General features: G+C 70.4%; 23 protein-coding genes and 3 pseudogenes. 13 read left to right on the top strand and 13 right to left on the bottom strand.

Annotated features, from left to right (window positions below; translation table 11 throughout):
* Positions 1 to 36: 36 nt before the first annotated feature.
* From ACQEV8_RS15645 to ACQEV8_RS15630, 4 genes are all read left to right on the top strand, one after another.
* Positions 37 to 639 (top strand): dihydrofolate reductase family protein, encoded by a 603-nt coding sequence (locus tag ACQEV8_RS15645; protein ID WP_432960575.1) that lies wholly within the window; start codon positions 37 to 39, stop codon positions 637 to 639.
* A gap of 87 nt (positions 640 to 726) precedes the next feature.
* Complete coding sequence (locus ACQEV8_RS15640) at positions 727 to 1,692, top strand: bifunctional helix-turn-helix transcriptional regulator/GNAT family N-acetyltransferase (RefSeq protein WP_432960573.1); 966 nt, start codon at positions 727 to 729, stop codon at positions 1,690 to 1,692.
* A gap of 11 nt (positions 1,693 to 1,703) precedes the next feature.
* The gene (locus ACQEV8_RS15635) at positions 1,704 to 2,507 is read left to right on the top strand and encodes a sugar phosphate isomerase/epimerase family protein (RefSeq protein ID WP_432960571.1); all 804 of its coding nucleotides are present in this window, start codon (positions 1,704 to 1,706) and stop codon (positions 2,505 to 2,507) included.
* 62 nt (positions 2,508 to 2,569) lie between these two features.
* A complete protein-coding gene (locus ACQEV8_RS15630; RefSeq protein WP_432960569.1) occupies positions 2,570 to 3,073 on the top strand; it encodes a GNAT family N-acetyltransferase in 504 nt (167 codons plus the stop codon).
* 188 nt (positions 3,074 to 3,261) lie between these two features.
* On the opposite strand, the pseudogene rbsD reads toward ACQEV8_RS15630, so the two are convergent.
* From rbsD to ACQEV8_RS15605, 5 genes and pseudogenes are all read right to left on the bottom strand, one after another.
* Positions 3,262 to 3,650, bottom strand: a pseudogene (gene rbsD, locus ACQEV8_RS15625) (D-ribose pyranase).
* Positions 3,647 to 4,548 (bottom strand): annotated as a pseudogene (locus ACQEV8_RS15620) (ribokinase). Before ACQEV8_RS15620 ends, rbsD begins: the two co-directional pseudogenes overlap by 4 nt.
* 102 nt (positions 4,549 to 4,650) lie before the next feature.
* Positions 4,651 to 6,603, bottom strand: coding sequence for an ABC transporter permease/substrate-binding protein (locus ACQEV8_RS15615; RefSeq protein WP_432960567.1), 1,953 nt, complete (start codon positions 6,601 to 6,603; stop codon positions 4,651 to 4,653).
* Positions 6,593 to 8,113 carry a sugar ABC transporter ATP-binding protein gene (locus ACQEV8_RS15610; RefSeq protein WP_432960565.1) on the bottom strand — a complete coding sequence of 507 codons (1,521 nt, stop codon included), beginning with the start codon at positions 8,111 to 8,113 and terminating at the stop codon, positions 6,593 to 6,595. Before ACQEV8_RS15610 ends, ACQEV8_RS15615 begins: the two co-directional genes overlap by 11 nt.
* On the bottom strand, positions 8,110 to 9,198 hold the full coding sequence (locus ACQEV8_RS15605) for a LacI family DNA-binding transcriptional regulator (protein ID WP_432960563.1): 1,089 nt from the start codon (positions 9,196 to 9,198) through the stop codon (positions 8,110 to 8,112). The genes ACQEV8_RS15610 and ACQEV8_RS15605 overlap by 4 nt, the downstream gene beginning before the upstream one ends.
* A gap of 209 nt (positions 9,199 to 9,407) precedes the next feature.
* On the opposite strand from ACQEV8_RS15605, the gene ACQEV8_RS15600 reads away from it, so the two are divergent.
* Positions 9,408 to 9,773, top strand: a complete 366-nt coding sequence (locus ACQEV8_RS15600; protein WP_432960561.1) for a hypothetical protein — start codon at positions 9,408 to 9,410, stop codon at positions 9,771 to 9,773.
* Positions 9,774 to 9,884: 111 nt separating this feature from the next.
* Positions 9,885 to 10,532, top strand: a complete 648-nt coding sequence (locus ACQEV8_RS15595) for a dihydrofolate reductase family protein (protein WP_432960559.1) — start codon at positions 9,885 to 9,887, stop codon at positions 10,530 to 10,532.
* Between the two features lie 96 nt (positions 10,533 to 10,628).
* On the opposite strand, the gene ACQEV8_RS15590 is transcribed toward ACQEV8_RS15595, so the two are convergent.
* Positions 10,629 to 10,808 carry a hypothetical protein gene (locus ACQEV8_RS15590; RefSeq protein WP_432960557.1) on the bottom strand — a complete coding sequence of 60 codons (180 nt, stop codon included), beginning with the start codon at positions 10,806 to 10,808 and terminating at the stop codon, positions 10,629 to 10,631.
* Between the two features lie 84 nt (positions 10,809 to 10,892).
* On the opposite strand from ACQEV8_RS15590, the pseudogene ACQEV8_RS15585 reads away from it, so the two are divergent.
* A pseudogene (locus ACQEV8_RS15585) lies at positions 10,893 to 11,740 on the top strand (alpha/beta fold hydrolase).
* On the opposite strand, the gene ACQEV8_RS15580 reads toward ACQEV8_RS15585, so the two are convergent.
* Positions 11,709 to 12,032, bottom strand: coding sequence for a hypothetical protein (locus tag ACQEV8_RS15580; protein WP_432960555.1), 324 nt, complete (start codon positions 12,030 to 12,032; stop codon positions 11,709 to 11,711). The pseudogene ACQEV8_RS15585 and the gene ACQEV8_RS15580 sit on opposite strands and share 32 nt — an antisense overlap.
* Positions 12,029 to 12,253: a hypothetical protein gene (locus ACQEV8_RS15575; RefSeq protein WP_432960553.1), complete on the bottom strand. Its 225-nt coding sequence runs from the start codon at positions 12,251 to 12,253 to the stop codon at positions 12,029 to 12,031. Before ACQEV8_RS15575 ends, ACQEV8_RS15580 begins: the two co-directional genes overlap by 4 nt.
* A gap of 134 nt (positions 12,254 to 12,387) precedes the next feature.
* Between ACQEV8_RS15575 and ACQEV8_RS15570 the strand changes: the two genes are divergently transcribed.
* Both ACQEV8_RS15570 and ACQEV8_RS15565 read left to right on the top strand, forming a co-directional pair.
* A complete protein-coding gene (locus ACQEV8_RS15570; protein WP_432960551.1) occupies positions 12,388 to 13,212 on the top strand; it encodes a helix-turn-helix domain-containing protein in 825 nt (274 codons plus the stop codon).
* A complete protein-coding gene (locus tag ACQEV8_RS15565) occupies positions 13,199 to 13,417 on the top strand; it encodes a DUF397 domain-containing protein (protein ID WP_432960549.1) in 219 nt (72 codons plus the stop codon). Before ACQEV8_RS15570 ends, ACQEV8_RS15565 begins: the two co-directional genes overlap by 14 nt.
* Here the strand turns inward: ACQEV8_RS15565 and ACQEV8_RS15560 are convergent.
* A complete protein-coding gene (locus ACQEV8_RS15560) occupies positions 13,395 to 13,565 on the bottom strand; it encodes a hypothetical protein (RefSeq protein WP_157851227.1) in 171 nt (56 codons plus the stop codon). The genes ACQEV8_RS15565 and ACQEV8_RS15560 overlap by 23 nt on opposite strands.
* Before the next feature lie 438 nt (positions 13,566 to 14,003).
* On the opposite strand from ACQEV8_RS15560, the gene recD2 reads away from it, so the two are divergent.
* The gene (gene recD2 / locus ACQEV8_RS15555) at positions 14,004 to 16,274 is read left to right on the top strand and encodes an SF1B family DNA helicase RecD2 (protein WP_432960547.1); all 2,271 of its coding nucleotides are present in this window, start codon (positions 14,004 to 14,006) and stop codon (positions 16,272 to 16,274) included.
* A 178-nt stretch (positions 16,275 to 16,452) separates the two neighbouring features.
* Positions 16,453 to 17,742, top strand: coding sequence for a citrate synthase (locus ACQEV8_RS15550; RefSeq protein WP_391097661.1), 1,290 nt, complete (start codon positions 16,453 to 16,455; stop codon positions 17,740 to 17,742).
* Between the two features lie 637 nt (positions 17,743 to 18,379).
* On the opposite strand, the gene ACQEV8_RS15545 is transcribed toward ACQEV8_RS15550, so the two are convergent.
* The 3 genes from ACQEV8_RS15545 to ACQEV8_RS15535 form a co-directional block, all read right to left on the bottom strand.
* Positions 18,380 to 20,617, bottom strand: a complete 2,238-nt coding sequence (locus ACQEV8_RS15545) for a heavy metal translocating P-type ATPase (protein WP_432960544.1) — start codon at positions 20,615 to 20,617, stop codon at positions 18,380 to 18,382.
* Positions 20,618 to 20,777: 160 nt separating this feature from the next.
* On the bottom strand, positions 20,778 to 21,017 hold the full coding sequence (locus tag ACQEV8_RS15540) for a heavy-metal-associated domain-containing protein (RefSeq protein ID WP_432960542.1): 240 nt from the start codon (positions 21,015 to 21,017) through the stop codon (positions 20,778 to 20,780).
* A gap of 83 nt (positions 21,018 to 21,100) precedes the next feature.
* A complete protein-coding gene (locus ACQEV8_RS15535) occupies positions 21,101 to 21,766 on the bottom strand; it encodes a TetR family transcriptional regulator (protein ID WP_432960540.1) in 666 nt (221 codons plus the stop codon).
* Positions 21,767 to 21,929: 163 nt separating this feature from the next.
* Between ACQEV8_RS15535 and ACQEV8_RS15530 the strand changes: the two genes are divergently transcribed.
* A complete protein-coding gene (locus tag ACQEV8_RS15530) occupies positions 21,930 to 24,146 on the top strand; it encodes an MMPL family transporter (protein WP_432960538.1) in 2,217 nt (738 codons plus the stop codon).
* A gap of 75 nt (positions 24,147 to 24,221) precedes the next feature.
* Positions 24,222 to 25,265 (top strand): zinc-dependent alcohol dehydrogenase family protein, encoded by a 1,044-nt coding sequence (locus ACQEV8_RS15525; RefSeq protein ID WP_432960536.1) that lies wholly within the window; start codon positions 24,222 to 24,224, stop codon positions 25,263 to 25,265.
* Positions 25,266 to 25,355: 90 nt separating this feature from the next.
* Here the strand turns inward: ACQEV8_RS15525 and ACQEV8_RS15520 are convergent, their stop codons facing one another.
* Entirely contained in the window at positions 25,356 to 25,556 is a 201-nt protein-coding gene (locus ACQEV8_RS15520; protein WP_215121270.1) for a helix-turn-helix transcriptional regulator, read from the bottom strand.
* Positions 25,557 to 25,582 lie beyond the last annotated feature (26 nt).

Raw genomic sequence — 25,582 nt, 5'->3', positions numbered from 1 at the left:
CCCGAGCGGGCCCTGCGAGAAAGCGGAGTGAGTCCCATGCGCATCGTGATCACCGAGTTCATCAGCCTGGACGGCGTCGTACAGGCGCCCGGTGGGCCGCAGGAGGACACCGACGGGGGCTTCGCGCACGGCGGCTGGTCGCACCCGTACTTCGACGAAGAGGTGCTGGGCGGCGCCTTCGACGCCGGTCTCGGCAGAGCCGAGGCACTGCTGTTCGGGCGGCGTACGTGGCAGACGATGGCGGCGGCCTGGCCCGAGCGCGCCGGGGACCCCTTCGCCGACCGGATGAACTCCCTGAAGAAGTACGTCGTCTCCAGCACGCTCGGCGAGGCCGACCTCACCTGGAACAACACCGCGCTCATCCCCGGCGACCAGGCCGTGGCCCGGATCCGGGAGCTGCGCGAGACCGAGGGCGGCGACCTCGCGATGATGGGCAGCCCGACGCTCGTGCGGACGCTGCTGTCCGAGGGCCTGGTCGACGAACTCCAGCTCGTCGTCATGCCGGTGATCCTCGGCGGCGGAAAGACGATCTTCCCCGGCGACGGGGCGAAGCGCCCGATGGAGCTGGTCTCCACGACCACCGCCAAGACCGGCGCCCAGGTGTGCGTGTACCGGCCGGCGGCAACGACGAAGGCCTAGCCCCGGAAGTCCTGGACGTCTAGGCTCAGCCCCATAGGATCTCTGACTGAGTCAACTATCGACGATCGACACCGGGGGTCGTGGCCCATGACCGTCCAGGACATCCGCTCCTTCAACCGCTTCTACACGAACGTCATCGGCGCGCTCGACTACGGCCGCCACATGTACGCCCCCTACACCCTCACCGAGTCCCGTGTGCTCTACGAGCTCGCCCACGCGCCGCGCACGGACGCCGCCGACCTGCGGGCGCAGCTGCACCTGGACGCCGGATACCTGAGCCGCATCCTGAACAAGTTCGAGGAGGACGGGCTGATCGAGCGCGGCCCGTCCGAGACGGATCCGCGCCGCCGCCGTATCACCCTCACCCCGCCCGGCCGCGAGGCCGCCGCGCTGCTCGACGAGCGGGCGCGGGAGACGGTCGGGTCGCTGCTGGACACCGTGCGGGCCGAGGACCGGCCCCGGCTGACGGAGGCCCTGCGGACCGTTCGGACCCTCCTCGGCGACGGCCGTGCCCCGCGTCCAGAGGACGTAGTCCTGCGGGAGCCCACCCCCGGCGACCTCGGCTGGATCGTGGAGCGCAACGCCGCGCTCTACGCCGCCGAGTACGGCTTCGACCTCGGGTACGAGGGCCTCGTCGCCCGTATCGTCGCCGATTACAGCGAGGACCACGACCCGCGTCAGGACCGCACCTGGATCGCCGAGCTGGACGGCCGGCGGGTGGGGTGCGTCATGTGCGTACGTGACGACGCGCCCGGGGCCGCCCGGCTCCGGCTGCTGCTCGTCGAGCCCGACGCGCGTGGCCTCGGCATCGGCGACCGGCTGGTGGGAGCCCTCGTCGACTTCGCCCGCGAGGCCGGCTATCGCGAGGTCGTCCTGTGGACCAACGACATCCTCGGAGCGGCCCGCCGTATCTACCAGCGCCACGGCTTCGAGCTGGTCGCGGAGAAGCCGCACCGCTCCTTCGGGCAGGACCTGACCGGCCAGGACTGGCGACTGGATCTTCACGCAACACCGGAGCGACGAAGGGGAGTCGCGGGCGGGGGTGCCGGGTAGGGTCCGTCCACATGAAGCTGGCGTTCTCCACCCTCGGTGTCCCCGGCATGCCCCTGCCCGACGTCCTGCGGCTCGCGACCGCGCACGGCTACCACGGCGTGGAGCTGCGCACCCACCCCGAGGAACCGGTCCACACCGACCTCGACCCGTCTCAGCGGGCCGAGGTGGCGGCCGAGTTCAAGGGGTCGGGCGTAGAGATCCTGGGCCTGGCGGGATACGCGCGCGTCGCCGCGCCGGGCGACGACGAACCCGTCCTGGCCGAGATCCGTGCCCTCCTCGACCTGGCCCGTGACCTCGGTGCCCCGTACATCCGCGTCTTCCCCGGCGGCGACCTGGACGTCCAGACCCCCGAGGAGGCCGACGCGACGGCCGCCCGGCGCCTGGGCACGGCCGCCGAGTACGCGAACGACCTGGGCGTACGCATCCTCCTGGAAACCCACGACTCGCACCGCACCGCCGCCGACGCCATGCGTGTCCTCGGCCTCGTCGGCCACCGCCAGGTCGGCGCGCTCTGGGACGTCATGCACACCTGGCTGGGCGGCGAACAGCCCTCGGAGACCTACGCGGCGCTCTCCCCCCACCTCGGCTACGTCCAGGTCAAGGACATCGCCTCCGCCGAGGACACCACCCCCCTGCCTCTCGGCGCGGGCGTCCTGCCCCTGGCCGAGTGCGTGGAGGTCCTCTCCCGCCACAACTGGGACGGCTGGCTGTGCTGGGAGTACGAGAAGCGCTGGTACGAGACGGCCCAGCCGCTGCCGGACCTGCTGGAGGCCGGGCGCGAGCATCTGGGCAGGCTGCTGAACGACTCGGCGTGACGGGGCGCTTCCGCGCAAAACCCGATTGCCGCCCGGCCCGCGCGTCGCTAGCGTCCCCGCTCATGTCGCCGACCCTGCACACCCCCCGCCTCCTCCTGGACCCCTACACCCCCAGCGACGAAGAGAGCTTCGTCGCGCTGTTCCAGGACACCAGGGTGTCCCGGTGGATGGGGGACGGTCCCTCGGCCGAGGCGGACGACCGGGCCCTGTTCGGGCGGATCTTCACCAAGGTCTACGCCCAGGACCTGTTCGACGTGTGGGCGGTCCGGCGCGACGGGCTTCTGGTCGGGCACGCGGAGATCAAGCGGACCGACGCGGTGGACGGCCACGAGATCGTCTACGCGCTGGCTCCCGAGGCCTGGGGCGGCGGGCTCGGGACGGAACTGGCGGAGGCGCTCGTGGGGTACGGGTTCCGGACGCTCGGGCTCAGCGAGGTGCACGCCACCGTGCACGCGCGGAACGCGGCCTCGCTGCGCCTGCTCGGCAGGATCGGATTCGCGCACGTCAGGGACATCGAAGAGGACGACGGGAGTCTCACCCGGGTGCTGACCCGAACGGTGCGGTGATCTTCTCGAGAATCCGGCAAGAAATTCTTACCCGACCGTGCAACCCTTTGCCCCCCACGGCGGTCGTACATGGTGTCAGGACTTCTGGGGGAGATCTGGGGGGATCGCGGGGTTCCTGACTGGAGGGGAAAGCCGAGGGGGCCCGGTCGACGGACCGGGCCCCCTCGAAACATCTCCACGGGCGGCGCTCAGAAGAAGACGCCGCACCTCAGCAGCACATTCGCGTACGGCCGCGCCTCGCCCGTGCGGACGATCAGCCGCGCACCCGCCGACAGCTCCTTGAGCCGCTCGTGCGATACGAGGTCCAGCCCAGGGAAGTGGCCCGCCAGCAGCTCCGAGGCCTCCGGGTTCGCTTCCCTCACCTCCGTCGCCGCCGTCGCCCCGTCGACCACCAGCTCGGCCAGCAGCCCTTCCAGCACCTCCGCGAACGCCGGTACCCCGGCCCGGAAGGCCAGGTCCACCACCCGGGGCCCGTCGGGGATGGGCATGCCCGCGTCGCACACCAGCACGCCGTCCCGTGGCCCAGTTCGGCCAGCGAGCCGGCGAGGTGACGGTTCAGTATTCCGGCCTTCTTCACAGTGCAGCGACCTCCGCCGCCGTAGGGAAGGACGCCTGCGCGCCCTCCTTCGTCACGGTCGCCGCCCCGACCCGGGCCGCGTACGCCGCCGCCTCCGCGAGGGACTCGCCCGCCCCCAGCCGGAAGGCCAGCGCGGCGGTGAACGCGTCTCCCGCGCCGGTCGTGTCCACGGCACTCACCTTCACGGACGGAACCCGGGAGACACCGTCCGACGACGCCACCAGCGCACCCTCCCCGCCCAGCGTCACCACCACCGACCGAGGCCCCTTCGCGAGCAGTATCCGGGCCCAGTCCTCCGGGCGGTCCCCACAGCGGACGAACCCAGGATCACCTTCGCCTCGTGCTCGTTGACGATCAGCGGGTCGCAGGCCGCCAGCACCTCCGACGGGAGGGGGCGCGGCGGCGACGGGTTCAGTACGAAACGGCTGTCCGGAGCCAGGTTCCGTACGACCGCCACCACCGTCTCCAGCGGGATCTCCAGCTGCGCCGACACCACCCGGGAGCTCTGGAAGAGGCACGCGGCGGCGCTCACGTCCTCCGGGGCCAGCCGGCCGTTCGCGCCGGGCGAGACGACGATGCTGTTGTCCCCGGACGGGTCGACCGTGATCAGGGCGACCCCCGTCGGCGCTCCGCCCACCAGGACACCCACCGTGTCGACACCGGCGTCCCGCTGCGACTCCAGCAGCAGGCGGCCGTGCGCGTCGCCGCCGACCCGGGCCAGCAGCGCCGTACGGGCCCCGAGCCGGGCGGCGGCGACCGCCTGGTTCGCGCCCTTGCCGCCCGGGTGGACGGCCAGATCGGAGCCGAGCACGGTCTCGCCGGCACCGGGCCGGCGCTCGACACCGATCACCAGGTCGGCGTTGGCCGAGCCCACGACCAGGAGGTCGTAGTCGTACATGAGTTGTCTCCCCACGTGAGTGACATGGCCGGGCGGGCCCATGCGCTGGGTACCGCCCGGCCGTTCCCCGATGTCAGCGAATGCCGGCGAGTGCCGGCGATGTCAGCCGCTGAAGCCGGCCACGTTCTCCTTCGTGACCACCTTCACCGGCACCTTCACCGTCTCTTCGACCTTCTTGCCCTGGAGGGCCTTCAGGGCGTTGTCCACGGCGATCTTGCCGAGCTGGGAGGGCTGCTGCGCCACCGACGCGTACAGGCTGCCGCCCTCGACCGCCTTCAGTCCGTCAGGCGTGCCGTCGAAGCCGACCACCGAGACCGACTTGCCGGCCTTGGAACCCAGCGCCTTGATCGCGCCGAGGGCCATCTCGTCGTTCGCGGCGATGACGCCCTGGACGTCCGGGTGGGCCTGGAGCAGGTTCGACATCACGTCGAGGCCCTTGGTGCGGTCGAAGTCCGCGGGCTGCTGGGCGACGACCTGGATGCCCGGGTAGGCCTTGAGGCCGTTCGCGAAGCCCTGCGCGCGCTCACGGGCGGCGGAGGTGCCCGCCTGGCCCTGGAGGATCACGATCTTGCCCTTGCCGCCGAGCTTCTCGCCGATCGACTTGGCGGCGAGCTCACCGCCGGCCACGTTGTCGGAGGCGACCAGCGTGTCCAGCTCGGCGTTGTTGACGACGCGGTCCACGGCGATGACCGGGATGTCCGCCTTGTCGGCGGCCTTCACCGAGTTGCTCGCCGCGTCCGAGTCCACCGGGTTGACGATGATCGCGCCGAGCCCGGAGCTGGTGAAGTTCTGCAGCTGGTTGGCCTGCTGTGAGGCGTCGTTCTGCGCGTCCGTGACGGTCAGGTCCACACCCAGCTTCTTCGCCTCGGCCTGGGCGCCCGCCCGGATCTGCACGAAGAAGGGGTTGTTGAGGGTGGACAGCGACAGGCCCATCTTGGGGGCGCTCGTGGCGGAGGAGCCGTTGTGCAGGAAGGACGTGGCACCGACGATCGCGACGGTGACGACGGCCGCGAGCCCGTACGTAGCGGCCTGCTTGCCCTTGCCTCCCTGTGAGGTACCGGCGGCCCCCGGAGTGGCCCCCGCCTTGCGCCGCAGCGTGTCGAACAGCACCGCCAGCGCGATGACGACGCCGATGACGACCTGCTGCCAGAAAGCCGACACGTTCAGCAGGTTCAGCCCGTTGCGCAGCACGGCCAGGATCAGCGCGCCGATCAGCGTCCCGGACGCCTTGCCCGTACCGCCGGCCAGGGACGCACCGCCGATGACGACCGCCGCGATGGCGTCCAGCTCGTAGCCGTCGGCGGCCTGCGGCTGCGCGGAGGACAGCCGGGCGGCGAGCACGACACCCGCGACGGCGGCGAAGACGCCGGAGAAGGCGTAGATGGCGAGCTTCTGCTTCTTCACGCGCAGGCCGGACAGCCGCGCGGCCTCCTCGTTGCCGCCGATCGCGTACATCGAGCGGCCGATGTAGGTACGGCCGAGCACGAACGCCGCGATCAGCCCCATCACGATCATGACCAGGACCGGCACGGGCAGCCAGCCGCCGAGCGTGTCCCCGAGGTGGGAGACCGAGTCGGGCAGGGCGATCGGGGAGCCCTCGGAGATGACGAGGGACAGACCACGGGCCACGGACAGCATGGCCAGCGTCGCGATGAACGGCGGCAGCTTGCCGTAGGAGATCAGGATGCCGTTGACCAGGCCGCACGCGATACCGGTGGCTATGGCCAGCAGGACGGCGACGAAGACGGGGACGCCCGCCGAGGTCGCGGTCCACGCGAGCACCGTGGCCGACAGCGCGGCGACCGAGCCGACCGACAGGTCGATGCCGGCCGAGACGATCACGAAGGTCACACCGAAGGCGAGGATGGCGGTCACGGCCGCCTGGACGCCCACGTTCAGCAGGTTGTCCGTCGTCAGGAAGTCGCCGGACAGCGCCGACATCGCGATGACGAGGACGATGAGCGCGGTGAGCGCGCCGTTGTCGAGCAGGAGGCGGCGCAGGCCCCCCGAGGCGGCTCCCGCGCCCGTCGTGCTCTTGAGCGTGTCAGTGGCCACGGGAGGCCTCCTTGTCAGTGCTGGGGTTGCTTACGGCGAGCGCCATCACGGCGTCCTGGGTGGCCTCGTCGGCGGAGAGTTCGCCCGCGATCCGGCCCTGGGCCATCACCAGCACCCGGTCGCTCATGCCGAGTACCTCGGGCAGATCGCTGGAGATCATGAGGACGGCGGCACCGGCCGCCGTCAGTTCGTTGATGAGCTGGTAGATCTCGACCTTGGCGCCCACGTCGATACCGCGCGTCGGCTCGTCGAGGATCAGCACCTTGGTGTCGGCGAGGAGCCACTTGCCGATGACGACCTTCTGCTGGTTGCCGCCGGACAGCGTGCGCACGTGCTGGCCGAGGCCCGCCATCCGCACACCGAGCTGCTCGGCGATCCGCGCGGCGGCCTCGCGCTGGCCCTTCAGGTCGACGAGCCCCGCGCGCGTGGCCGACCGCAGCGTCACCAGGCCGAGGTTCTCCTCGACCGAGGCGTCCAGCACCAGGCCCTGGCCCTTGCGGTCCTCGGGGATGAGGCCGATGCCGGCGGTCATCGCGGCATTGACGTCGTGACCCTTCAGGGCTGCCCCGGAGACCTTCACGGCTCCCCTGTCGTACGGATCGGCCCCGAAGACCGCCCGCACGACCTCGGTACGACCGGCGCCCACGAGCCCGGCGATGCCGACGACCTCACCGGCGCGCACCTCGAAGCCGACGTCGTGGAAGACCCCGTCCCGGGTCAGTCCCTCGACGGTGAGCAGCGCGTCGCCCTTCTCGGGCCGCTCGCGCGGATACTGCTGCTCGATCGACCGCCCCACCATGAGCCGCACCAGCTCGTCCTCGGGCGTGGCGGCGGGCACCTGCCCGACGCTCTTGCCGTCCCGGATGACCGTGACCCGGTCGCCCAGGGCGGCGATCTCCTCCAGGTGGTGCGTGATGAACACGATCCCGACGCCGTCCTCACGCAGCTTGCGCACGATCGCGAAGAGCTTCTCGACCTCCTCGGAGGTGAGCACGGCGGTCGGCTCGTCCATGATCAGCACGCGCGCGTCCAGGCTCAGCGCCTTGGCGATCTCCACCATCTGCAGGCGCGCGATACCGAGTTCGCGGACACGCGCGCGTGGAGAGACGCTGACCCCGACGCGCTTCAGCAGCACCTCGGCGTCGGCCTCCATCCGCTTCCGGTCGATCATGCCGAACCGGCGCGGCTGCCGCCCCAGGAAGATGTTCTCGGCGACGGTGAGGTCCGGTACGAGATTGAACTCCTGGTAGATGGTGGCGATCCCGAGCCGCTCGGAGTCCTGCGCACCCTGGATGCGCGTCTCCTCGCCGCCGACCAGGATCCGTCCGGCGTCGGGCGTGTAGGCGCCGGAGAGCATCTTGATGAGGGTGCTCTTGCCCGCGCCGTTCTCACCGAGCAGCACATGCACCTCGCCCCGGCGCAGGTCGAAGTCCACGCTGTCCAGCGCGACCACGCCCGGGAAGGTCTTCCGTATGCCCTCGATGCGCAGCAACTCGTCCGCGTTGCTCACGTGTGGCTCCTGTTCTTGGCGGGGTGCTGCACAGCGGGGGCCTGTGCAGGGTCCGGCTCCGGGGAGGCCGGGTGGGGGTCGGGGGTTGCCGGGATGGGCTCGCCGCACGAGCGGCGTACGACGAGCCGGGCGGGGAGGGTGACGGACTCCCCGGGCCGGCCCTCGATCCGGGCCACCAGCGCGCGCACGGCGGCACGCCCCAGCTCACCGGTCGGCTGGGCGATCGCCGTGACCGGCGGATCGGTGTGCACGAACCACGGGATGTCGTCGAACGCGGCCAGCGCGATGTCGTCCGGTACGCGCACGCCACGCGCGCGTACGGCGCCCAGGGCGCCGAGCGCCATCAGGTTGTCGGCCGCGAACACGACCTCGGGCGGCTCGGCCAGGTCGAGGAACCCCTCGGTGACCCGGCGCCCGCTCTCGGCCTGGAAGTCGCCCTGCCCTATGTAGGCGTCGGGCAGTTCGAGGCCGTACGCGCCGAGCGCCTCCCGGAAGGCATCCACGCGCTCCCGGCCGGTCGTGGTCGCCGCCGGTCCCGCGATGATCGCGAGGCGCCGGTGCCCGAGCCGGTGCAGATGCGCCACGAGGTCCCGTACGGCGGTCCGGCCGTCCGCCCGCACCACCGGCACGTCCACGCCCGGGATCCACCGGTCCACGAACACCATGGGCGTCCCGGCCCGCGCGGCGTCCAGCATCAGCGGCGAGCCGCCGTCCGTCGGGGAGACGAGCAGCCCGTCGATCCGGCGGTCCAGCAGGTTGCGTACGTGGTGGTCCTGGAGGTCGGGCCGCTCGTCGGCGTTGCCGATGATGACGCTGTAGCCGAGCGCGCGGGCCTCCTCCTCGACGGAGCGGGCCAGTTCGGTGAAGTAGGGGTTCATCACGTCGCTGATGACCAGGCCGAGGGTGTGTGTCTGGTCGGTGCGCAGGGAGCGGGCGACGGCGTTCGGGCGGTAGCCAAGGGCACCGACGGCGGCCAGCACGCGTGCGCGTGCGTCGGCGCTGACCGACGGGTGGTCGTTCAGGACGCGCGAGACCGTGGCGACGGAGACGCCTGCCTCGGCAGCGACGTCCTTGATGCTGGCCACCGCCGCTCCACCTCCTTGTGGATCAGTCGTGGGAGCCCAGCTGGAAGGGCTCGTGGAATCGATTACACCGACGGGTGGATGGAATCGATTACACGCCGGTAAATCAAGACCCTGGCGGCACCTCGCAACCGGATCGTGATGTCGCGGGAGGCTCTCCGGCGGTTCAGGGTGGAAGGAGGAGATCCGTTTCCAGTGAGAGCGGAGGAGCCATGACGGCGGCGACCCGGAACGAGGTACCCGTAACCCTCGGCGGCGACGGTGTAGAGGTGCGCAACATGCCGATCGGGGGCGATATGTCGGTCGGCTACATCAGCCTGCCCCGGGGTACGGACATGGGCCCGGCCCTCAAGGGCCTGCCCGACGACGCGTGCCAGTGCCCCCACTGGGGCTATCTGCTGAAGGGCCGGATCAGGATGCGCACGGCGTCCGGCGAGGAGGAGTACGAGGCGGGGCAGGCGTACTACTGGCCGCCAGGGCATGTCCCGTTGGCCCTGGAGGACAGCGAGCTGGTGGAGTTCTCCCCGACCGACGACTTCAAGCAGGTCATCGAGCACGTGGTGGCACAGTCCGGGTGAGACGGGCAGGGGGTTGTCCGGGGGCCGGTTTCCCGAGGACCGGTCCCCCGAGGACCGATGAGTTTCGCCGGCCGGAGTGGTCCACCCCGCATCGACCACAGGAGGAGCCCCGTGCCTCAGCTACTGCGCGTGCAGAACTTCAACGTCTCGAGCGACGGCTTCGGTGCCGGTGAGAACCAGAGCCTGGAGCGGCCGTTCGGTCACGCCGACCCCGGCACGATGTTCGCGTGGGCCGGAGCCACGGCGAGCTGGCCGAACCGCACCGACCCCGGCGGCAGCCGCGGCCTCGACGACTACTTGACGCGCGACTTCGCCCACAACATCGGCGCCGAGATCATGGGCCGCAACAAGTTCGGCCCCCAGCGCGGCCCCTGGCAGGACCACGACTGGAAGGGCTGGTGGGGTGAGGAACCCCCCTTCCACACGCCGGTGTTCGTCATGACCCACCACGAGCGCCCGTCGTTCACGCTCTCCGACACCACGTTCCACTTCGTCGCCGGCGACCCGGCCGAGGTCCTCGCGCAGGCCCGGGAGGCCGCGCAGGGCAAGGACGTCCGCCTCGGCGGCGGCGCCACGGTCATCCGGGAGTTCCTCGACGCGGACCTGGTCGACACGCTGCACGTGGCGGTCTCGCCGGGGGTGAAGCTCGGGTCGGGTTCACGGCTCTGGGAGTCGCCCGACGAGCTGCTGGACCGCTTCCACCGCGATGTGGTGCCGAGTCCGAGCGGGGTGACGCACCACTTGTTCTGGAGGCGGTGAGAACAACTGGAGACGGTGAGGCAAGTGGAGCGCTCGGGACACCAGGGCCCCTGCCTGCCTGGGTTTTCGCGGCCGGGAAGCGCCCGATCGCTCCACTTACCCGGCCTTCCAACCCTCGAGTGCGTGACGCAGTTCGGCGACGTGCGGGGTGTTCATGGGGAGATCCAGCTCGTCGAGGAGGGCCACTGCGGCAGGCGGTTCCAGGTCGCCGTAGAAGTCATGGAAGCTCGCCCGAAGACCGCGGAAGAGGGCTGAGTGCAGGGCGGGAAGCCGCACGGCGGTACGGTACGTCGATTCCTTCACCGTCCAGCGCACCGGGCCCGAACATCCCAGAACCCGACGAGCTCGGCGGAGCAGAGCATGGACGGCTTCCTCGCCGCCTACGACAAGGTCATGGCCAAGTGGCCGACCTCGCGTGAGGCCGCGACCGTGCCCACGCCCTTCGGCGAGACACACGTGAACATCTGCGGCCCGGCCGACGGCCCTCCACTCCTCCTGCTGCCGGGAGGCGGAAGCCCGACCTCCGCCTCCTGGTACCGCCAGGCCGCCGAACTCTCCCGCGTCCACCGGCTTTACGCCGCCGACCTGATCGGCGCCCCGGGCCGCAGCACACCGGCCCCGGCCGCCACCCCCGTACGACCGCCGACCTGGTGTCCTGGCTGGACGCGCTCCTCCAGGGCCTCTGCCTCGCGGAGACCGACCTGGGCGGGCACTCGTACGGCGCCTGGATCGCGCTGCAGTACGCCCTGCGGGCGCCCCACCGGGTACGCCGTCTGGTCCTCCTGGACCCGACCCAGTGCTTCGCCAAGCTGAAGTTGGCCTACGGGCGGCATGCGGTGCCGACGATGCTGCGGCCCACGCCCCGCCGGGTCCGGGCCTTCCTGGAATGGGAGACCGGAGGCGTCCCCCTCGACCCCGACTGGCTCGCCCTCCAGGAGGCCGCCGTCGGCTTCCCCACCGTGCGGCCGGTGGTGGGACCACTCCCGAGGCAGGGCGCACTGCGCACCCTGGATGTGCCGGTCCTCGTGCTCCTCGCCGAGAACACCCGGACCCACAACCCGTTTAAAGTGGCCGCCCGCGCCGAGAAACTGCTGCCCCACGTCACGACGGCCACCCTGCCGAACGTCTCCCACCACGCCCTGCCGCACGCCGCCCCGGCCGAAGCGAGTCGCCGCATCAGCGACTTTCTGGTCCGGCCCGGCGGCTGAGCGGCGTTTCGCGTGGAGCGAGCCGTGCCCCTCTGCTCTCCGCGACCCGCGTGACGTCCCGCAACGACTCGGTGAGCCGCAGCGCCAGGTAACGCAGCTCCGCGCTCGTCACGCGGCGTTCCGCGAGGATTTCGGCGGCGTGCCCGAGGAGGCCGTCCACCATGGTGAGCTGCACGTCCTCGATGTCGTCGGCGAGCCGCGAGACGTAGCCCGTCCCGTCGCCCACGAGATAGCACGGCCTGCCGTCCGTACTCGTCCACGGCAGCAGCCGCCCAGGTGCTCCGATGGTCATACGCCCGCCTCCGTCATCAAGTAGGGGCGGACCAGTTGGTTGTCCTCGCCGCGCAGCGGAGGCTCCTCGGGGCGGCGGACCGTCGCGCCCCTGGCGCCGTCGTGGCAGTACGGGCACGCGTACGGGCACGGGACCGGTGCCGACGATCGCCGCCGCCGCCCGCGCGGCGGGAACAGGATGCGGAGGATCGGCTCAACGAGCCGGGCGATTCGGTCTGTCATTCCTGTCGGCCTGCCTTCTCAACCTGCGGTGACTGCGTTCTGTGCTGAATCACTCACAGAGTGGGGTCGGCCGTCGCTACGCTGCCAGAGTTCGGAGCTTGACATCGCGCTTGTCAAGAAGAGGAGTTGGCCGCATGGACGAAGGCCGGGCGCTTCGAACGCCACGTCAGAAGTACGGGGAGGAACTGCGGCTGCGGCGGACAGCCGCCCGCCTTACGCAGGATGAGCTGGGCGAACAGGTCGTGTGCTCGCCCACGCTGATCAGTCATTTCGAGGCAGGCAGGCGCCTTCCGAAGCCGGATGACGCGTTGCGGATCGACCGGGCGCTGGGGACGGACGGGTTCTTCGCGCGGTGGCTGGAGGACCTGGAGTCGAAGTACACCGATCACTTCGCAACCGTGGCCGAGCTTGAACAACTGGCCCTGCTGATACAGCAGTTCGCGCTCTCACTGGTCCCTGGAGTGCTGCAGACCGACGACTATGCGCGCGCCCTCTTCCGTGCGTACCGGCCTAATCACACGCCCGAGGAACTTGACGAGCTCGTTGTCATCCGAACAAGGCGTCGCCGCGTCCTTGACGGACCAGCCCAGCCCGTAGTCTGGACACTCCTTGACGAGGCGGTTATTCGGCGTTGTGTGGGTGGGCCGCAGGTCATGGCCGAGCAGTTGCACAAGGTCGCGGACCTCGCCGAGTCGGGACGCCGGCGCTTGCACGTCCTTCCGCACGGCGTGGGAGCGCACGCGCTCATGCAGAGTCTGCTCACCCTCATGACTTTCAAGGACTCGGCCCCGGTGGCCTACGTCGAGGGCTTCCAGACCGGCAACTTGATGGATGACCCTGCCCTGGTGAGCGCCTGTCAGACCGCCTACGCTCTGGCTCTGAGCGACGCGTTGTCGCAGCAGGAGTCACTGGCCCTAGTCAGGGCGGCAGCGGAGGAACACGCGAATGGTCACCAGTGAGCGCGCCATAACCGGGTGGTACAAGTCCAGCTACAGCGGCGGCGACCAAGGTGAATGCCTGGAAGTAGCCCGTTGCCACACCCGCATCCCCGTCCGGGACAGCAAATCCACCCCCGGCCCCACCCTGACCTTCTCCCCAGCCGGCTGGACCACCTTCGTCGCCGCCGTCAAGGACGGCCACCTCACCGCCGCAAGCTGTAGCTGACCATCGAGGCCCCCACCACCGACCCGAACGCCGGCAGCAGAAACTGTGCGAAGGCCTCCCAGCCCCACACGATCCCCGCGCACGCCGCTGTGATGTTGATGGCCAGGGACATGATCCACAGGGCGACACTCTGGGCCTGGGGTGACATCGTTCCTCGTCGTCATTCGGAGCCGGGGGAATCCACTGGGCAAGTCGGAATCAACCGGGCCCCGGACTCGGATGGGGGCGCAATTCCGGCTGGGGTGTCCGGTCCGCGGGGGAGGGTCGGGGGCCACGATCGCGTGGTCCCCGGAAATAGCCGGAGCCGTCACCAGCAGCGTCAACGTACTGACGGCGCACAGGCCTACGAGAAGGGCTCCTGCGGGACGCATCGGCATCACGGTCGCTCCGGAATCGAATCCGCCCCCCTTTGATGAACTCCTGGATCCTCCCACGGGTAAGGAGACCAAAAGGGGCGACATCGATGCTTGAACTGTAAAGCTTCGGGCTTTCATGTGAATCCAGCGTGAAAGGTGAGAGCCCGGCCGCATACTGATCGGTCGCTTTATCCGAGGGCGTTGTCCTACCCAGGCGGTACGGTCCCACCATGACCGATCAGGGGGAGCGCCGACTGGCCACGCTGGAAGGCGTACTCGAGCGCATCACGTACGCCAACGAGGAGAACGGCTACACGGTCGCCCGGGTCGACACCGGCAGAGGCGGCGGCGACCTGCTCACTGTGGTCGGTGCGCTGCTCGGCGCCCAGGTCGGCGAGTCCCTGCGGATGGAAGGGCGTTGGGGCTCGCATCAGCAGTACGGCAAGCAGTTCCACGTCGAGAACTACACGACCGTCCTGCCGGCCACCGTCCAGGGCATTCGCCGCTACCTCGGCTCGGGCCTGGTCAAGGGAATCGGCCCGGTCTTCGCCGACCGGATCACCCAGCACTTCGGGCTGGACACCCTCCAGATCATCGAGGAGGAGCCGAAGCGGCTGATCGAGGTCCCGGGCCTCGGTCCCAAGCGGACGAAGAAGATCGCCGACGCCTGGGAGGAACAGAAGGCCATCAAGGAGGTCATGCTCTTCCTCCAGACCGTCGAGGTGTCCACGTCCATCGCCGTGCGCATCTACAAGAAGTACGGTGACGCCTCCATCTCCGTCGTGAAGAACCAGCCCTACCGGCTCGCGTCCGACGTCTGGGGCATCGGCTTCCTCACCGCCGACAAGATCGCCCAGTCCGTCGGCATCCCGCACGACAGCCCGGAGCGCGTCAAGGCGGGCCTGCAGTACGCGCTGTCGCAGTCCACCGACCAGGGCCACTGCTTCCTTCCGGAGGAGCAGCTGATCAAGGACGCGGTCAAGCTCCTCCAGGTCGACACGGGCCTGGTCATCGAGTGCCTGGCAGAGCTGGCCGAGCCGGGGGAGGACGGCGAGGAGCCCGGCGTCGTACGGGAGAAGGTCCCGGGGCCGGACGGCGGGGAGCCGGTCACGGCCATCTACCTCGTGCCCTTCCACCGTGCCGAACTCTCCCTCTCCGCCCAGCTGCTGCGCCTCCTGCGCACGGACGAGGACCGGATGCCGGGCTTCCGGGCCGTCGCCTGGGACAAGGCCCTCGCCTGGCTCAAGGGCCGAACCGGCACCGAGCTCGCGCCCGAGCAGGAGGCCGCCGTCAAGCTGGCGCTGACCGAGAAGGTCGCCGTCCTCACCGGCGGCCCCGGCTGCGGCAAGTCCTTCACGGTCCGCTCGATCGTGGAGCTGGCTCGTGCCAGGAAGGCGAAGGTCGTGCTCGCCGCCCCGACCGGCAGGGCCGCCAAGCGCCTGTCCGAGCTCACCGGCGCCGAGGCGTCCACGGTCCACCGCCTGCTGGAGCTGAAGCCGGGGGGTGACGCGGCCTACGACCGGGACCGTCCGCTCGACGCCGACCTGGTGGTGGTCGACGAGGCGTCCATGCTTGACCTGCTGCTGGCCAACAAGCTGGTGAAGGCCGTGCCGCCGGGGGCGCATCTGCTGTTCGTCGGGGACGTGGACCAGTTGCCGAGCGTGGGCGCGGGGGAGGTGCTGCGGGATCTGCTCGCCGACGGGGGACCGATCCCCGCCGTCCGCCTGACCCGCGTCTTCCGGCAGGCGCAGCAGTCGGGCGTGGTGACGAACGCCCACCGGATCAACGCCGGCCAACACCCGGTCATCGACGGCATGCAGGACTTCTTCCTCTTCGTCGAGGACGAGACGGAGGACGCCGGGCGGCTCACCGTGGATGTGGCGGCGCGGCGTATCCCGGCCAAGTTCGGGCTGGACCCGCGCCGCGATGTGCAGGTCCTCGCTCCCATGCACCGTGGCCCGGCGGGCGCGGGCACCCTGAACGGCCTGCTCCAGCAGGCCATCACCCCAGGCCGCCCCGACACGCCCGAGAAGCGGTTCGGCGGCCGGGTCTTCCGCGTAGGGGACAAGGTCACGCAGATTCGCAACAATTACGAGAAGGGTGAGAACGGCGTCTTCAACGGCACCGTGGGCGTGGTGACCTCGCTCGACCCGGTCGAGCAGCGGCTGACCGTGCTGACGGACGAGGACGAGGAGGTTCCGTACGACTTCGACGAGCTGGACGAGCTGGCGCACGCGTACGCCGTCACGATCCATCGTTCCCAGGGCAGTGAGTACCCGGCGGTCGTCATCCCGGTCACCACGGGCGCCTGGATGATGCTCCAGCGCAACCTGCTCTACACGGCGGTCACCCGGGCCAAACAGCTGGTCGTCCTCGTCGGTTCGCGCAAGGCGATCGGCCAGGCGGTGCGCACGGTCTCGGCGGGCCGGCGGTGCACGGCACTCGATTTCAGGCTCGGAACGCACGGATCGCGAAAAAATGATCGATCAAATGAGTCGTGAAGGTCACAGAGGCTTCCAGATGGGGAAGACAGGGGGCAGGATGAGCTAGTTGGCGGCACTCAGTGCCGTCGATAGGCCCGATGGTCGACCCCGAGTGCACTCTCCTGAGCCAAGTGGGGGATGGTAGAAGCAGTCAGGGCAACCTCGAAGATGAGGCACAACGTCGGTGAGGGAAGACGTGAGCGACAACTCTGTAGTACTGCGGTACGGCGACGGCGAGTACACCTACCCGGTGATCGGCAGCACCGTAGGGGACAAGGGCTTCGACATCGGGAAGCTCCGTGCCCAGACCGGTCTGGTGACACTCGACAGCGGTTACGGCAATACCGCCGCGTACAAATCCGCCATCACCTACCTGGACGGCGAAGCGGGCATCCTGCGGTACCGCGGGTACCCGATCGAGCAGCTGGCCGAGCGCTCCACCTTCCTGGAGGTCGCCTACCTGCTGATCAACGGCGAGCTGCCGACCGTCGACGAGCTCTCGACGTTCCAGAACGACATCACGCAGCACACCCTGCTGCACGAGGACGTCAAGAACTTCTACAAGGGCTTCCCGCGTGACGCCCACCCGATGGCCATGCTGTCCTCGGTCGTCTCGGCGCTGTCCACGTTCTACCAGGACAGCCACAACCCGTTCGACGAGCGCCAGCGCAACCTCTCCACGACCCGTCTGCTCGCCAAGCTCCCGACGATCGCGGCGTACGCGTACAAGAAGTCGATCGGTCACCCGTTCGTCTACCCGCGCAACGACCTCGGTTACGTGGAGAACTTCCTCCGCATGACTTTCTCGGTCCCGGCGCAGGAGTACGACCTGGACCCGACCGTGGTCTCCGCGCTCGACAAGCTGCTGATCCTGCACGCTGACCACGAGCAGAACTGTTCGACCTCCACGGTCCGCCTGGTCGGCTCCTCGCAGGCGAACATGTTCGCCTCGATCTCCGCCGGCATCAACGCCCTGTGGGGCCCGCTGCACGGCGGCGCCAACCAGTCGGTGCTGGAGATGCTGGAGGGCATCCGCGACTCCGGCGGCGACGTCGACACCTTCATCCGCAAGGTGAAGAACAAGGAGGACGGCGTCCGTCTGATGGGCTTCGGCCACCGGGTCTACAAGAACTTCGACCCGCGCGCCAAGATCATCAAGGCCGCCGCGCACGACGTGCTGTCCGCGCTCGGCAAGTCCGACGAGCTGCTGGACATCGCGCTGAAGCTGGAGGAGCACGCGCTCTCCGACGACTACTTCGTCTCGCGCAGCCTCTACCCGAACGTCGACTTCTACACCGGTCTGATCTACCGGGCCATGGGCTTCCCGACCGAGATGTTCACGGTCCTGTTCGCCCTCGGCCGGCTGCCGGGCTGGATCGCCCAGTGGCACGAGATGATCAAGGAGCCGGGCTCCCGCATCGGCCGCCCGCGCCAGATCTACACGGGCGTGGTCGAGCGCGACTTCGTTCCCGTCGAGGCCCGCTGAGGCGCAGTACGTACCGCAGAGCCCCCGCATCCGAGTGCCGGATGCGGGGGCTCGTCGCGTGATCCCCGCGAGGAAGGACCGGGGATCACTCACGTGATTTCTTACGCAATGAAGAAGGCGCCCCGGAACGCCGGTCCCCCCACGGGCCGACGGCCAGGGCGCCTTCCCAGTCCCGGTGCGGATTCCCCCCACGGGATCCGGCCGGGCGTCTGTGAGGACAGCGCCTGAATCGCTGTGAGCACAACGAGCAAAACTCGTCGTACCTCTGTTGTGTGCGATCTGCCGGGACAGCGCACGTCCGGGAGGGCCGCTCAAAGCTTCCCGGTGTGCGTGCCCCGGCAACGCATCTCTGGAGAAGTCCCCCAAGACATCTCCAGATGTCAGGTCACGCCCCCCAAGACGCTCCCTGACATCGTCAACTTAGACCTTCGAACCCCTTCGATGGTTACGTTCACATCACTGTGATCTGCGTCTCTTGCATATGTCCGTTAGCTGCGCAAGAGCCCGGAAATGCCGTCCGGGACTCAAGCGTAAGGATGATGCGCGAGCCTTGTGAAGAGCTTATGTGAGCCGGGCCCGGGACTCCAGAGGGGCTCATATCAGGTTCGCCGCGAACTTAGGGCGAATTCAGGGGACTTCACCGGAATGTCCGGAGACGGAGACTGTTCGTGACGACGAAGACCGACGAGAAGGCCATCGCGGCCCCCGCGATCATCGGGTTCAGCAGCCCCGCGGCGGCCAGCGGCAGTGCGGCCACGTTGTAGCCGAAGGCCCACACGAGATTGCCCTTGATCGTGGCCAGCGTCCGGCGCGACAGCCGGATCGCGTCCGCGGCCACCCGCAGGTCGCCGCGGACCAGCGTCAGATCGCCCGCCTCGATCGCCGCGTCCGTGCCGGTGCCCAGGGACAGGCCCAGATCGGCCGTGGCGAGCGCGGCCGCGTCGTTGACGCCGTCGCCCACCATGGCGACGACCCGCCCCTCGGCCCGCAGCCGCCGTACGGCGTCGACCTTGTCCTCGGGCAGGACCTCCGCGACCACCTGGTCGATCCCCACGGCCTTCGCCACCGTCTCGGCCACGGCCCGGTTGTCCCCGGTCAGCAGCACCGGCGTGAGCCCCAGCGCGCGCAGCTCCCGCACGGCCTCGGCGCTGGTCTCCTTGACCGCGTCCGCCACGGCCAGCACGGCCCGCGCCGTCCCGTCCCAGCCGGCCAGGACGGCCGTACGCCCGGCTCGCTCGGCCTCGCCCCGCGCGCGGGCCAGCTCCGGCGGTACGTCGTCGAAGAGCCGCCCCACGGCGACCTCACGGCCCTCCACCCGCCCGCTTGCGCCACGCCCGGGGACGCTCCGGAATGCCTCGACCTCCGGGAGGCGTCCGGCCCTCTCCTCGGCGCCCAGCGCGATCGCCCGCGCGACGGGGTGCTCGGAGGCGTGCTCGACGGCGCCCGCGAGCCGCAGCACCTCCTTCTCGTCGGCGCCCTCGGCGACGTGCACCTCCTGGAGGGTCATCCGGCCGGTGGTGACCGTGCCGGTCTTGTCCAGGACGACCGTGTCGATCCGGCGCGTGGACTCCAGGACCTCCGGGCCCTTGATGAGGATGCCGAGCTGGGCGCCGCGGCCCGTGCCGACCATCAGCGCGGTCGGGGTGGCGAGGCCCAGCGCGCACGGGCAGGCGATGATCAGCACCGCGACGGCCGCCGTGAAGGCGGCGACGCCGTCGCCGGTCAGCCCGAGCCAGGCCCCGGCTGTGGCGACGGCGATCAGCAGGACCATCGGCACGAAGATCCCGGAGATCCGGTCGGCGAGCCGCTGCACCTCGGCCTTGCCGTTCTGCGCGTCCTCCACCAGCTTCGCCATCCGCGCGAGCTGGGTGTCGGCGCCGACCCGGGTGGCCTCGACGACCAGCCGGCCACCGGCGTTGACCGTCGCGCCGGTGACCGTGTCCCCGGCCGTCACGTCCACCGGCACCGACTCGCCGGTCAGCATCGAGGCGTCCACCGCGGAGGCTCCCTCGACCACGGTGCCGTCGGTGGCGATCTTCTCCCCGGGCCGTACGACGAACCGGTCGCCGACCGCCAGCCGCCGCGCCGGGATCCGTACCTCGCGCCCGTCCCGCAGGACCGTCACGTCCTTGGCGCCCAGCTCCAGCAGCGCCCTCAGCGCGGCCCCCGCGCGGCGCTTGGATCGGGCCTCCAGGTAGCGGCCCAGCAGGATGAAGGCGGTGACGCCGGAGGCGACCTCCAGGTAGATCTGCGAGGCGCTGTCGCCGCGCGAGACCGTGAGCTCGAAGGGGTGCCGCATGCCCGGCATGCCCGCGTCGCCGAGGAACAGTGCCCACAGGGACCAGCCGAACGCGGCCAGCGTGCCCAGGGAGACCAGCGTGTCCATGGTGGCGGCGCCGTGCCGGGCGTTCGTCCAGGCGGCCCGGTGGAAGGGCAGCCCGCCCCAGATGACGACCGGCGCGGCGAGGGTCAGCGAGAGCCACTGCCAGTTGTCGAACTGGAGGGCCGGGACCATCGCGAGCAGGACCACGGGCACGGCGAGCACGGCCGAGACGGTGAGGCGGCGGCGCAGGGCCGACAGCTCCGGGTCCTCGTCGGCGGCGGGTTCCTCCCCACGCGGGGGCGCGGGCTCCTCGGCGGTGTACCCGGTCTTCACCACGGTGGCGATCAGATCGGCGACCTCGGTGCCCGCGGGGTAGCTGACCCTGGCCTTCTCCGTCGCGTAGTTCACCGTGGCCGTGACGCCGTCCATCCGGTTGAGCTTCTTCTCGACGCGGGCCGCGCAGGAGGCGCAGGTCATCCCGCCGATGAGCAGCTCGACCTCGGCGGCCGCCGGCTCGCGGTCCGGCGGCGCCTGGGCGGTGGTGCTGGTCATGTCCTTCACTCCAGGAGGTGGCGGGGCGCCCGGGAAGCGGAACGGGCCGTACGGGCCGGGGCGGCGGCCGTACGGCCCGTACATCGGTACGAGTGCCAGGCCTGGAGCGTCTCAGGCCTGGCTTCCGGGCCCTGGGCCCGGCCCTCGGTGGGCGCGGGGATCAGTCCCTGCCGGCCAGCTCGAAGCCGGCCTCGTCGACGGCGGCGCGTACGGCCTCCTCCTCGAGCGGGGTCGCGGAGACGACGGTGACCTCGCCGGTCTTGGCGACGGCCGTCACCGAACTGACGCCGGAGATCTCGGAGATCTCGCCGGATACGGCGCCCTCGCAGTGTCCGCAGCTCATGCCGCTCACCTTGTAGACGGTGGTGACGGGGCCCGTGGTGTCGGTCTGGGCGGTCATGTCGTTACTCCTCGTCGAGGCATGTGGGGCGGTGGGGACCCACGAGGGGCCCGCACACTTCCCCACTGTACCCCTAGGGGGTATCAGTGCACGACGTCCTCGACCAGGGGTCGCAGGTAGCGCAGGAGGACGTCCTTCAGCTCCTGGATGTAGGCCTCACGCTCGGCGCCCTCGTGGGCCAGGATCAGCTCCAGGCCGGCCTTGTAGATGCCGACGCACATCTGGGCGGTTCGGGTGACGGCCGGGGTGGGCGCGTCGGGCACGAACGGGGCGAGGAGCGTCTCGACCCGGGTGACCAGCGTGGTGTGCAGCGCGTCGTGCTCCTCGGTGATGTGCCCCGGGATGTCGGGGCCGTGCATCAGCACGAAGAAGGCCGGGTGCAGGCAGTTGAACTCGATGAAGCGGTCGACGGCCCCGGTGATCGCCTCCTCGATCGGGGTCACCGCGGGGTCGATCGGGCTGAGGACCGCGTCGTACGACTGCCGCATCTCGTGCATGAGCCGCCCGCCCAGCTCGATCGCGATCGCTTCCTTGTTCGGGAAGAACTGGTACAGCGTGCCCGGCGAGACGCCCGCCTCGCGGGCGATTGCGTTGGTGCTGGCGGCCGTGTAGCCGGTCGTGGCGAAGACCGTGGCGGCGGCGTCGAGCAACTGGGCGATCCGGCGCTCGCCGCGGGCCTGGCGCCGGCGCGGCCGGTCCTCGGCCGCCGCCGTCGTCTCCGTCGAGGGTTTCTCGGTCTTCTCGGGCACGCGTTATCCCCAGGTCTCATCACGCGATTGACAAACGCGAGTGGTCGCTCGCATTCTGGAGTCGGCAGAAATGCGAGCGAACTCTCGTGTTTGCCAGTCTATGGCAGCCCCGCGCTGTCAGGCTGCGCCTGGACACGGGTCACGGTGAAGGGGACACCGCACGATGACCGAAGTCAACACACCACCACGCACCGGCGGCTGGACCCGCTTCGTGACCGCAAGGCCCAGACTGTCGCTGCTGGTGGCACTGGTGATCACCGCGCTCGCGGTGCTGGCCGGCAGCGGCGTCGCCGACCGGCTCGGCGCCGGCGGCTGGGAGGATCCGACCGCCGAGTCCACCCGTGCGACCAAGGCCCTGGAGCGCGAGTTCCCCGGCTCCCAGCCCAACCTGCTGCTCCTGGTCGACGCGGGCGACGCCTCGGTCGACGACCAGGCCGTGGCCGCCCGGGCCGAGCGTCTCGCCGAGCGGCTGGCGAGCGAGCGGGGCGTCACCGGCATCGGCTCCTACTGGCAGTCCGGCACCCCGGCCCTGCGCGCCGAGGACGGCCACGAGGCGCTGATAGCCGCCCGTATCACCGGCGACGAGAAGACCGCCGCCCAGACCCTGGAGCGCATCGCGCCCCACTACCGCGGCGCGCACGGCCCGGTGGATGTCACCGTCGGCGGCCCGGTCGCCGTACGGCACGAGATGCAGACGATCATCCAGGAGGACCTGACCAGGGCCGAGCTCATCGCCCTGCCGGTGACGCTCGTGCTCCTGGTGATGGTCTTCGGCAGCGCGGTCGCGGCCCTGCTGCCGCTCGGCATCGGCATCGTCGCCATCCTCGGGACCAACGCCATCCTGCGCGGCCTCACCGAGCTCACCGACGTGTCCGTGTTCGCGATCAACCTCACCACGGCCCTCGGTCTCGGCCTCGCCGTCGACTACGCGCTGTTCATCGTCCGCCGCTTCCGCGAGGAACTGTCCACGGGCGCCGAGCCCTTGACGGCGATCGGCACGACCCTGCGCACCGCCGGCCGCACGGTGCTGTTCTCCGCCCTCACGGTCGCGGTGTCCCTGGCCGCGATGCTGGTCTTCCCGCAGTACTTCCTGCGGTCCTTCGCCTACGCCGGGATCGCCGTGGTGCTGCTGGCCGCGGCGGCCGCGCTGATCCTGCTCCCGGCGGCGCTGATGCTGCTCGGGCACCGGGTCAACGCCCTGGACCTGCGCCGCGTGTTCCGGCGCGGACACCGGCCGAAGCCCGCCGGGGAAGAGGGCAGAGCGTGGGCGCGTACGGCGACGCTCGTCATGCGCCGCGCCCCGTTCTTCGCCCTGGGCACCACAGCCGTCCTCGTCCTGCTCGGACTGCCCTTCCTGGGCGTGAGGTTCGGCACCGCCGACGACCGCCAACTGCCCTCGACCTCCGAGTCCCATGTCGTGCAGCAGCACATCCGGGACGGCTTCCCCGGCAGCCCCGACGGCGGTCTCGAAGTGCTCGCCCAGGGCCGCGCGACCGAGGCGCAGTACGGCGCCTACAAGGAGCGGATCGCCGAACTGCCCGATGTGCAGCGCGTCGACGGGCCGCTGGTGAAGGGCGACTCGGCGTACTTCACGGTGCTGCCGAAGGGCGAGGCCGTCGACGATCCGGCCCAGCGTCTGGTCGGTGAACTGCGCGAGCTCCGGGCCCCCTTCGACACCGAGGTGACCGGCATGGCGGCCGTCCTGGTCGACTCCAAGGACGCCATAGGGGAGCGCCTGCCGCTCGCGGCCGTCTTCATCACGATCGTCACCCTGCTCCTGGTCTTCCTCCTCACGGGCAGCGTGCTGATACCCATCCAGGCGGTCGTGCTCAACGCGCTCAGTCTGACGGCCATGTTCGGCGCGGTCGTCTGGGTCTTCCAGGACGGCCACCTGTCCGGCCTGCTCGGCTTCACCAGTCCCGGCTCCATAGAGACGACCCTGCCGGTCCTGATGTTCTGCGTGGCCTTCGGCCTGTCCATGGACTACGGGGTGTTCCTGCTCTCCCGCATCAAGGAGGAGTACGACCACACCGGCGACCACGACCAGGCCGTCCGGCACGGCCTGGCGCGCACGGGCGGGCTGATCACCGCGGCGGCGGTCATCCTCGCCGTGGTCATGGTCGCCATCGGCACCTCCCGGGTGACCAACACCAAGATGCTCGGCCTGGGCATCGCGCTGGCGGTCCTGATGGACGCGATGATCATCCGCAGCCTCCTGGTCCCCGCGGTCATGCGACTCACGGGCCGCGCCACCTGGTGGGCCCCGCGCCCGCTGCGCCGCTTCCACGAGCGCTTCGGCCTGAGCGAGGGTGAACCGGGGCCGGCGAAGGAGAAGGAAGCGGAAGAGGCCAGGGACAGGGTGGGAGCGTCGCATGCTTGATCGCCGGGGGCGGTAGGAGGACCTCGGGTTCCCGGACAGGCGCGAACCAGACGTGAACGAGAAGGCGGGTGGATCATGCGGGCCGTGGTGTTCGAGCGGTACGGGGAGACGGCCGAGGTGCGGGAGGTCGCCGCTCCGGAGCCCGCGGAGCACGGGGTCGTCGTGCGGGTCGAGGCCACCGGCCTGTGCCGCAGCGACTGGCACGGCTGGCAGGGCCACGACCCGGACATCGCCCTGCCGCATGTGCCCGGGCATGAACTCGCCGGTGTCGTCGAGGTGGTGGGTGCCCGGGTGGCCGGCTGGCGGCCCGGCGACCGGGTCACCGTGCCGTTCATCTGTGCCTGCGGCACCTGTCCGTCCTGCGCGGCGGGCGACCATCAGGTGTGCGAGCGCCAGACCCAGCCCGGCTTCACCCACTGGGGCTCCTTCGCCGAGTACGTGGCGCTGGACCACGCCGACGTGAACCTCGTGGCGCTCCCCGCGGAGATGTCCTTCGTGACGGCGGCCTCCCTCGGCTGCCGGTTCGCCACGGCGTACCGGGCGGTGGTGCGGCAGGGGCGTCTCGCGGCGGGGGAGTGGGTCGCGGTGCACGGTTGCGGCGGGGTCGGGCTCTCGGCGGTGATGATCGCGGCGGCGTCGGGAGCGCGGGTCGTGGCCGTGGACGTATCGGCCCAGGCGCTGGACCTGGCAAGGAAGTTCGGAGCCGCGCGGTGCCTGGACGCGACGGCGGTGCCGGACACCGCGGCGGCGGTCCGCGACCTGACCGGCGGCGGCGCCCACCTCTCGCTCGACGCCCTCGGCTCACCGGCCACCTGCGCCGCATCCGTGAACGGCCTGCGTCACCGTGGCCGGCACGTCCAGGTCGGTCTGCTGCCCTCACCGACCGGCACGACGCCCGTCCCGATGGCCCGCGTGATCGCCCTGGAGCTCGAACTCCTCGGCAGCCACGGCATGGCGGCGCACAGCTACCCGCCGATGCTGGAGCTGGTCCGCGGCGGTGTACTGCGGCCCGATCTGCTGGTGACGTCCACGATCACGCTGGACGAGGTCCCGTCCGCGCTGGCGGCGATGGGGACGGCGCCGGGAGCGGGGGCCACGGTCATCGAGCCGTGGAGCTGACGCCTATTTCGTGTGTGGGGGGGAGGGGGAAGGAGAGGGGCGGACGACCGTGCCCCACGCGAGGGTGGGGCCACGGGACCACGCGAGGGATCAGTCGTCTCTTCGCCCGCGGTTGCCGGGCCTGGAGGCGACCCAGGCCCGGACCGTGTCGGCGTACCAGTAGGGCTTGCCGCTCTCGACATGGTCGGGCGGCGGAAGCAGGCCGTGCTTGCGGTAGGACCGCACGGTGTCCGGCTGCACCTTGATGTGTGCCGCGATCTCCTTGTAGGACCAGAGCTTTCGGTCGGTCATGACGTGCACCTCCCCGCGCGCACCGC

The sequence above is a fragment of the Streptomyces sp. CA-179760 genome, from assembly GCF_050937045.1.
Taxonomy (GTDB): Bacteria; Actinomycetota; Actinomycetes; order Streptomycetales; family Streptomycetaceae; genus Streptomyces.
This window is presented reverse-complemented; position numbering and strand designations above follow the sequence as displayed.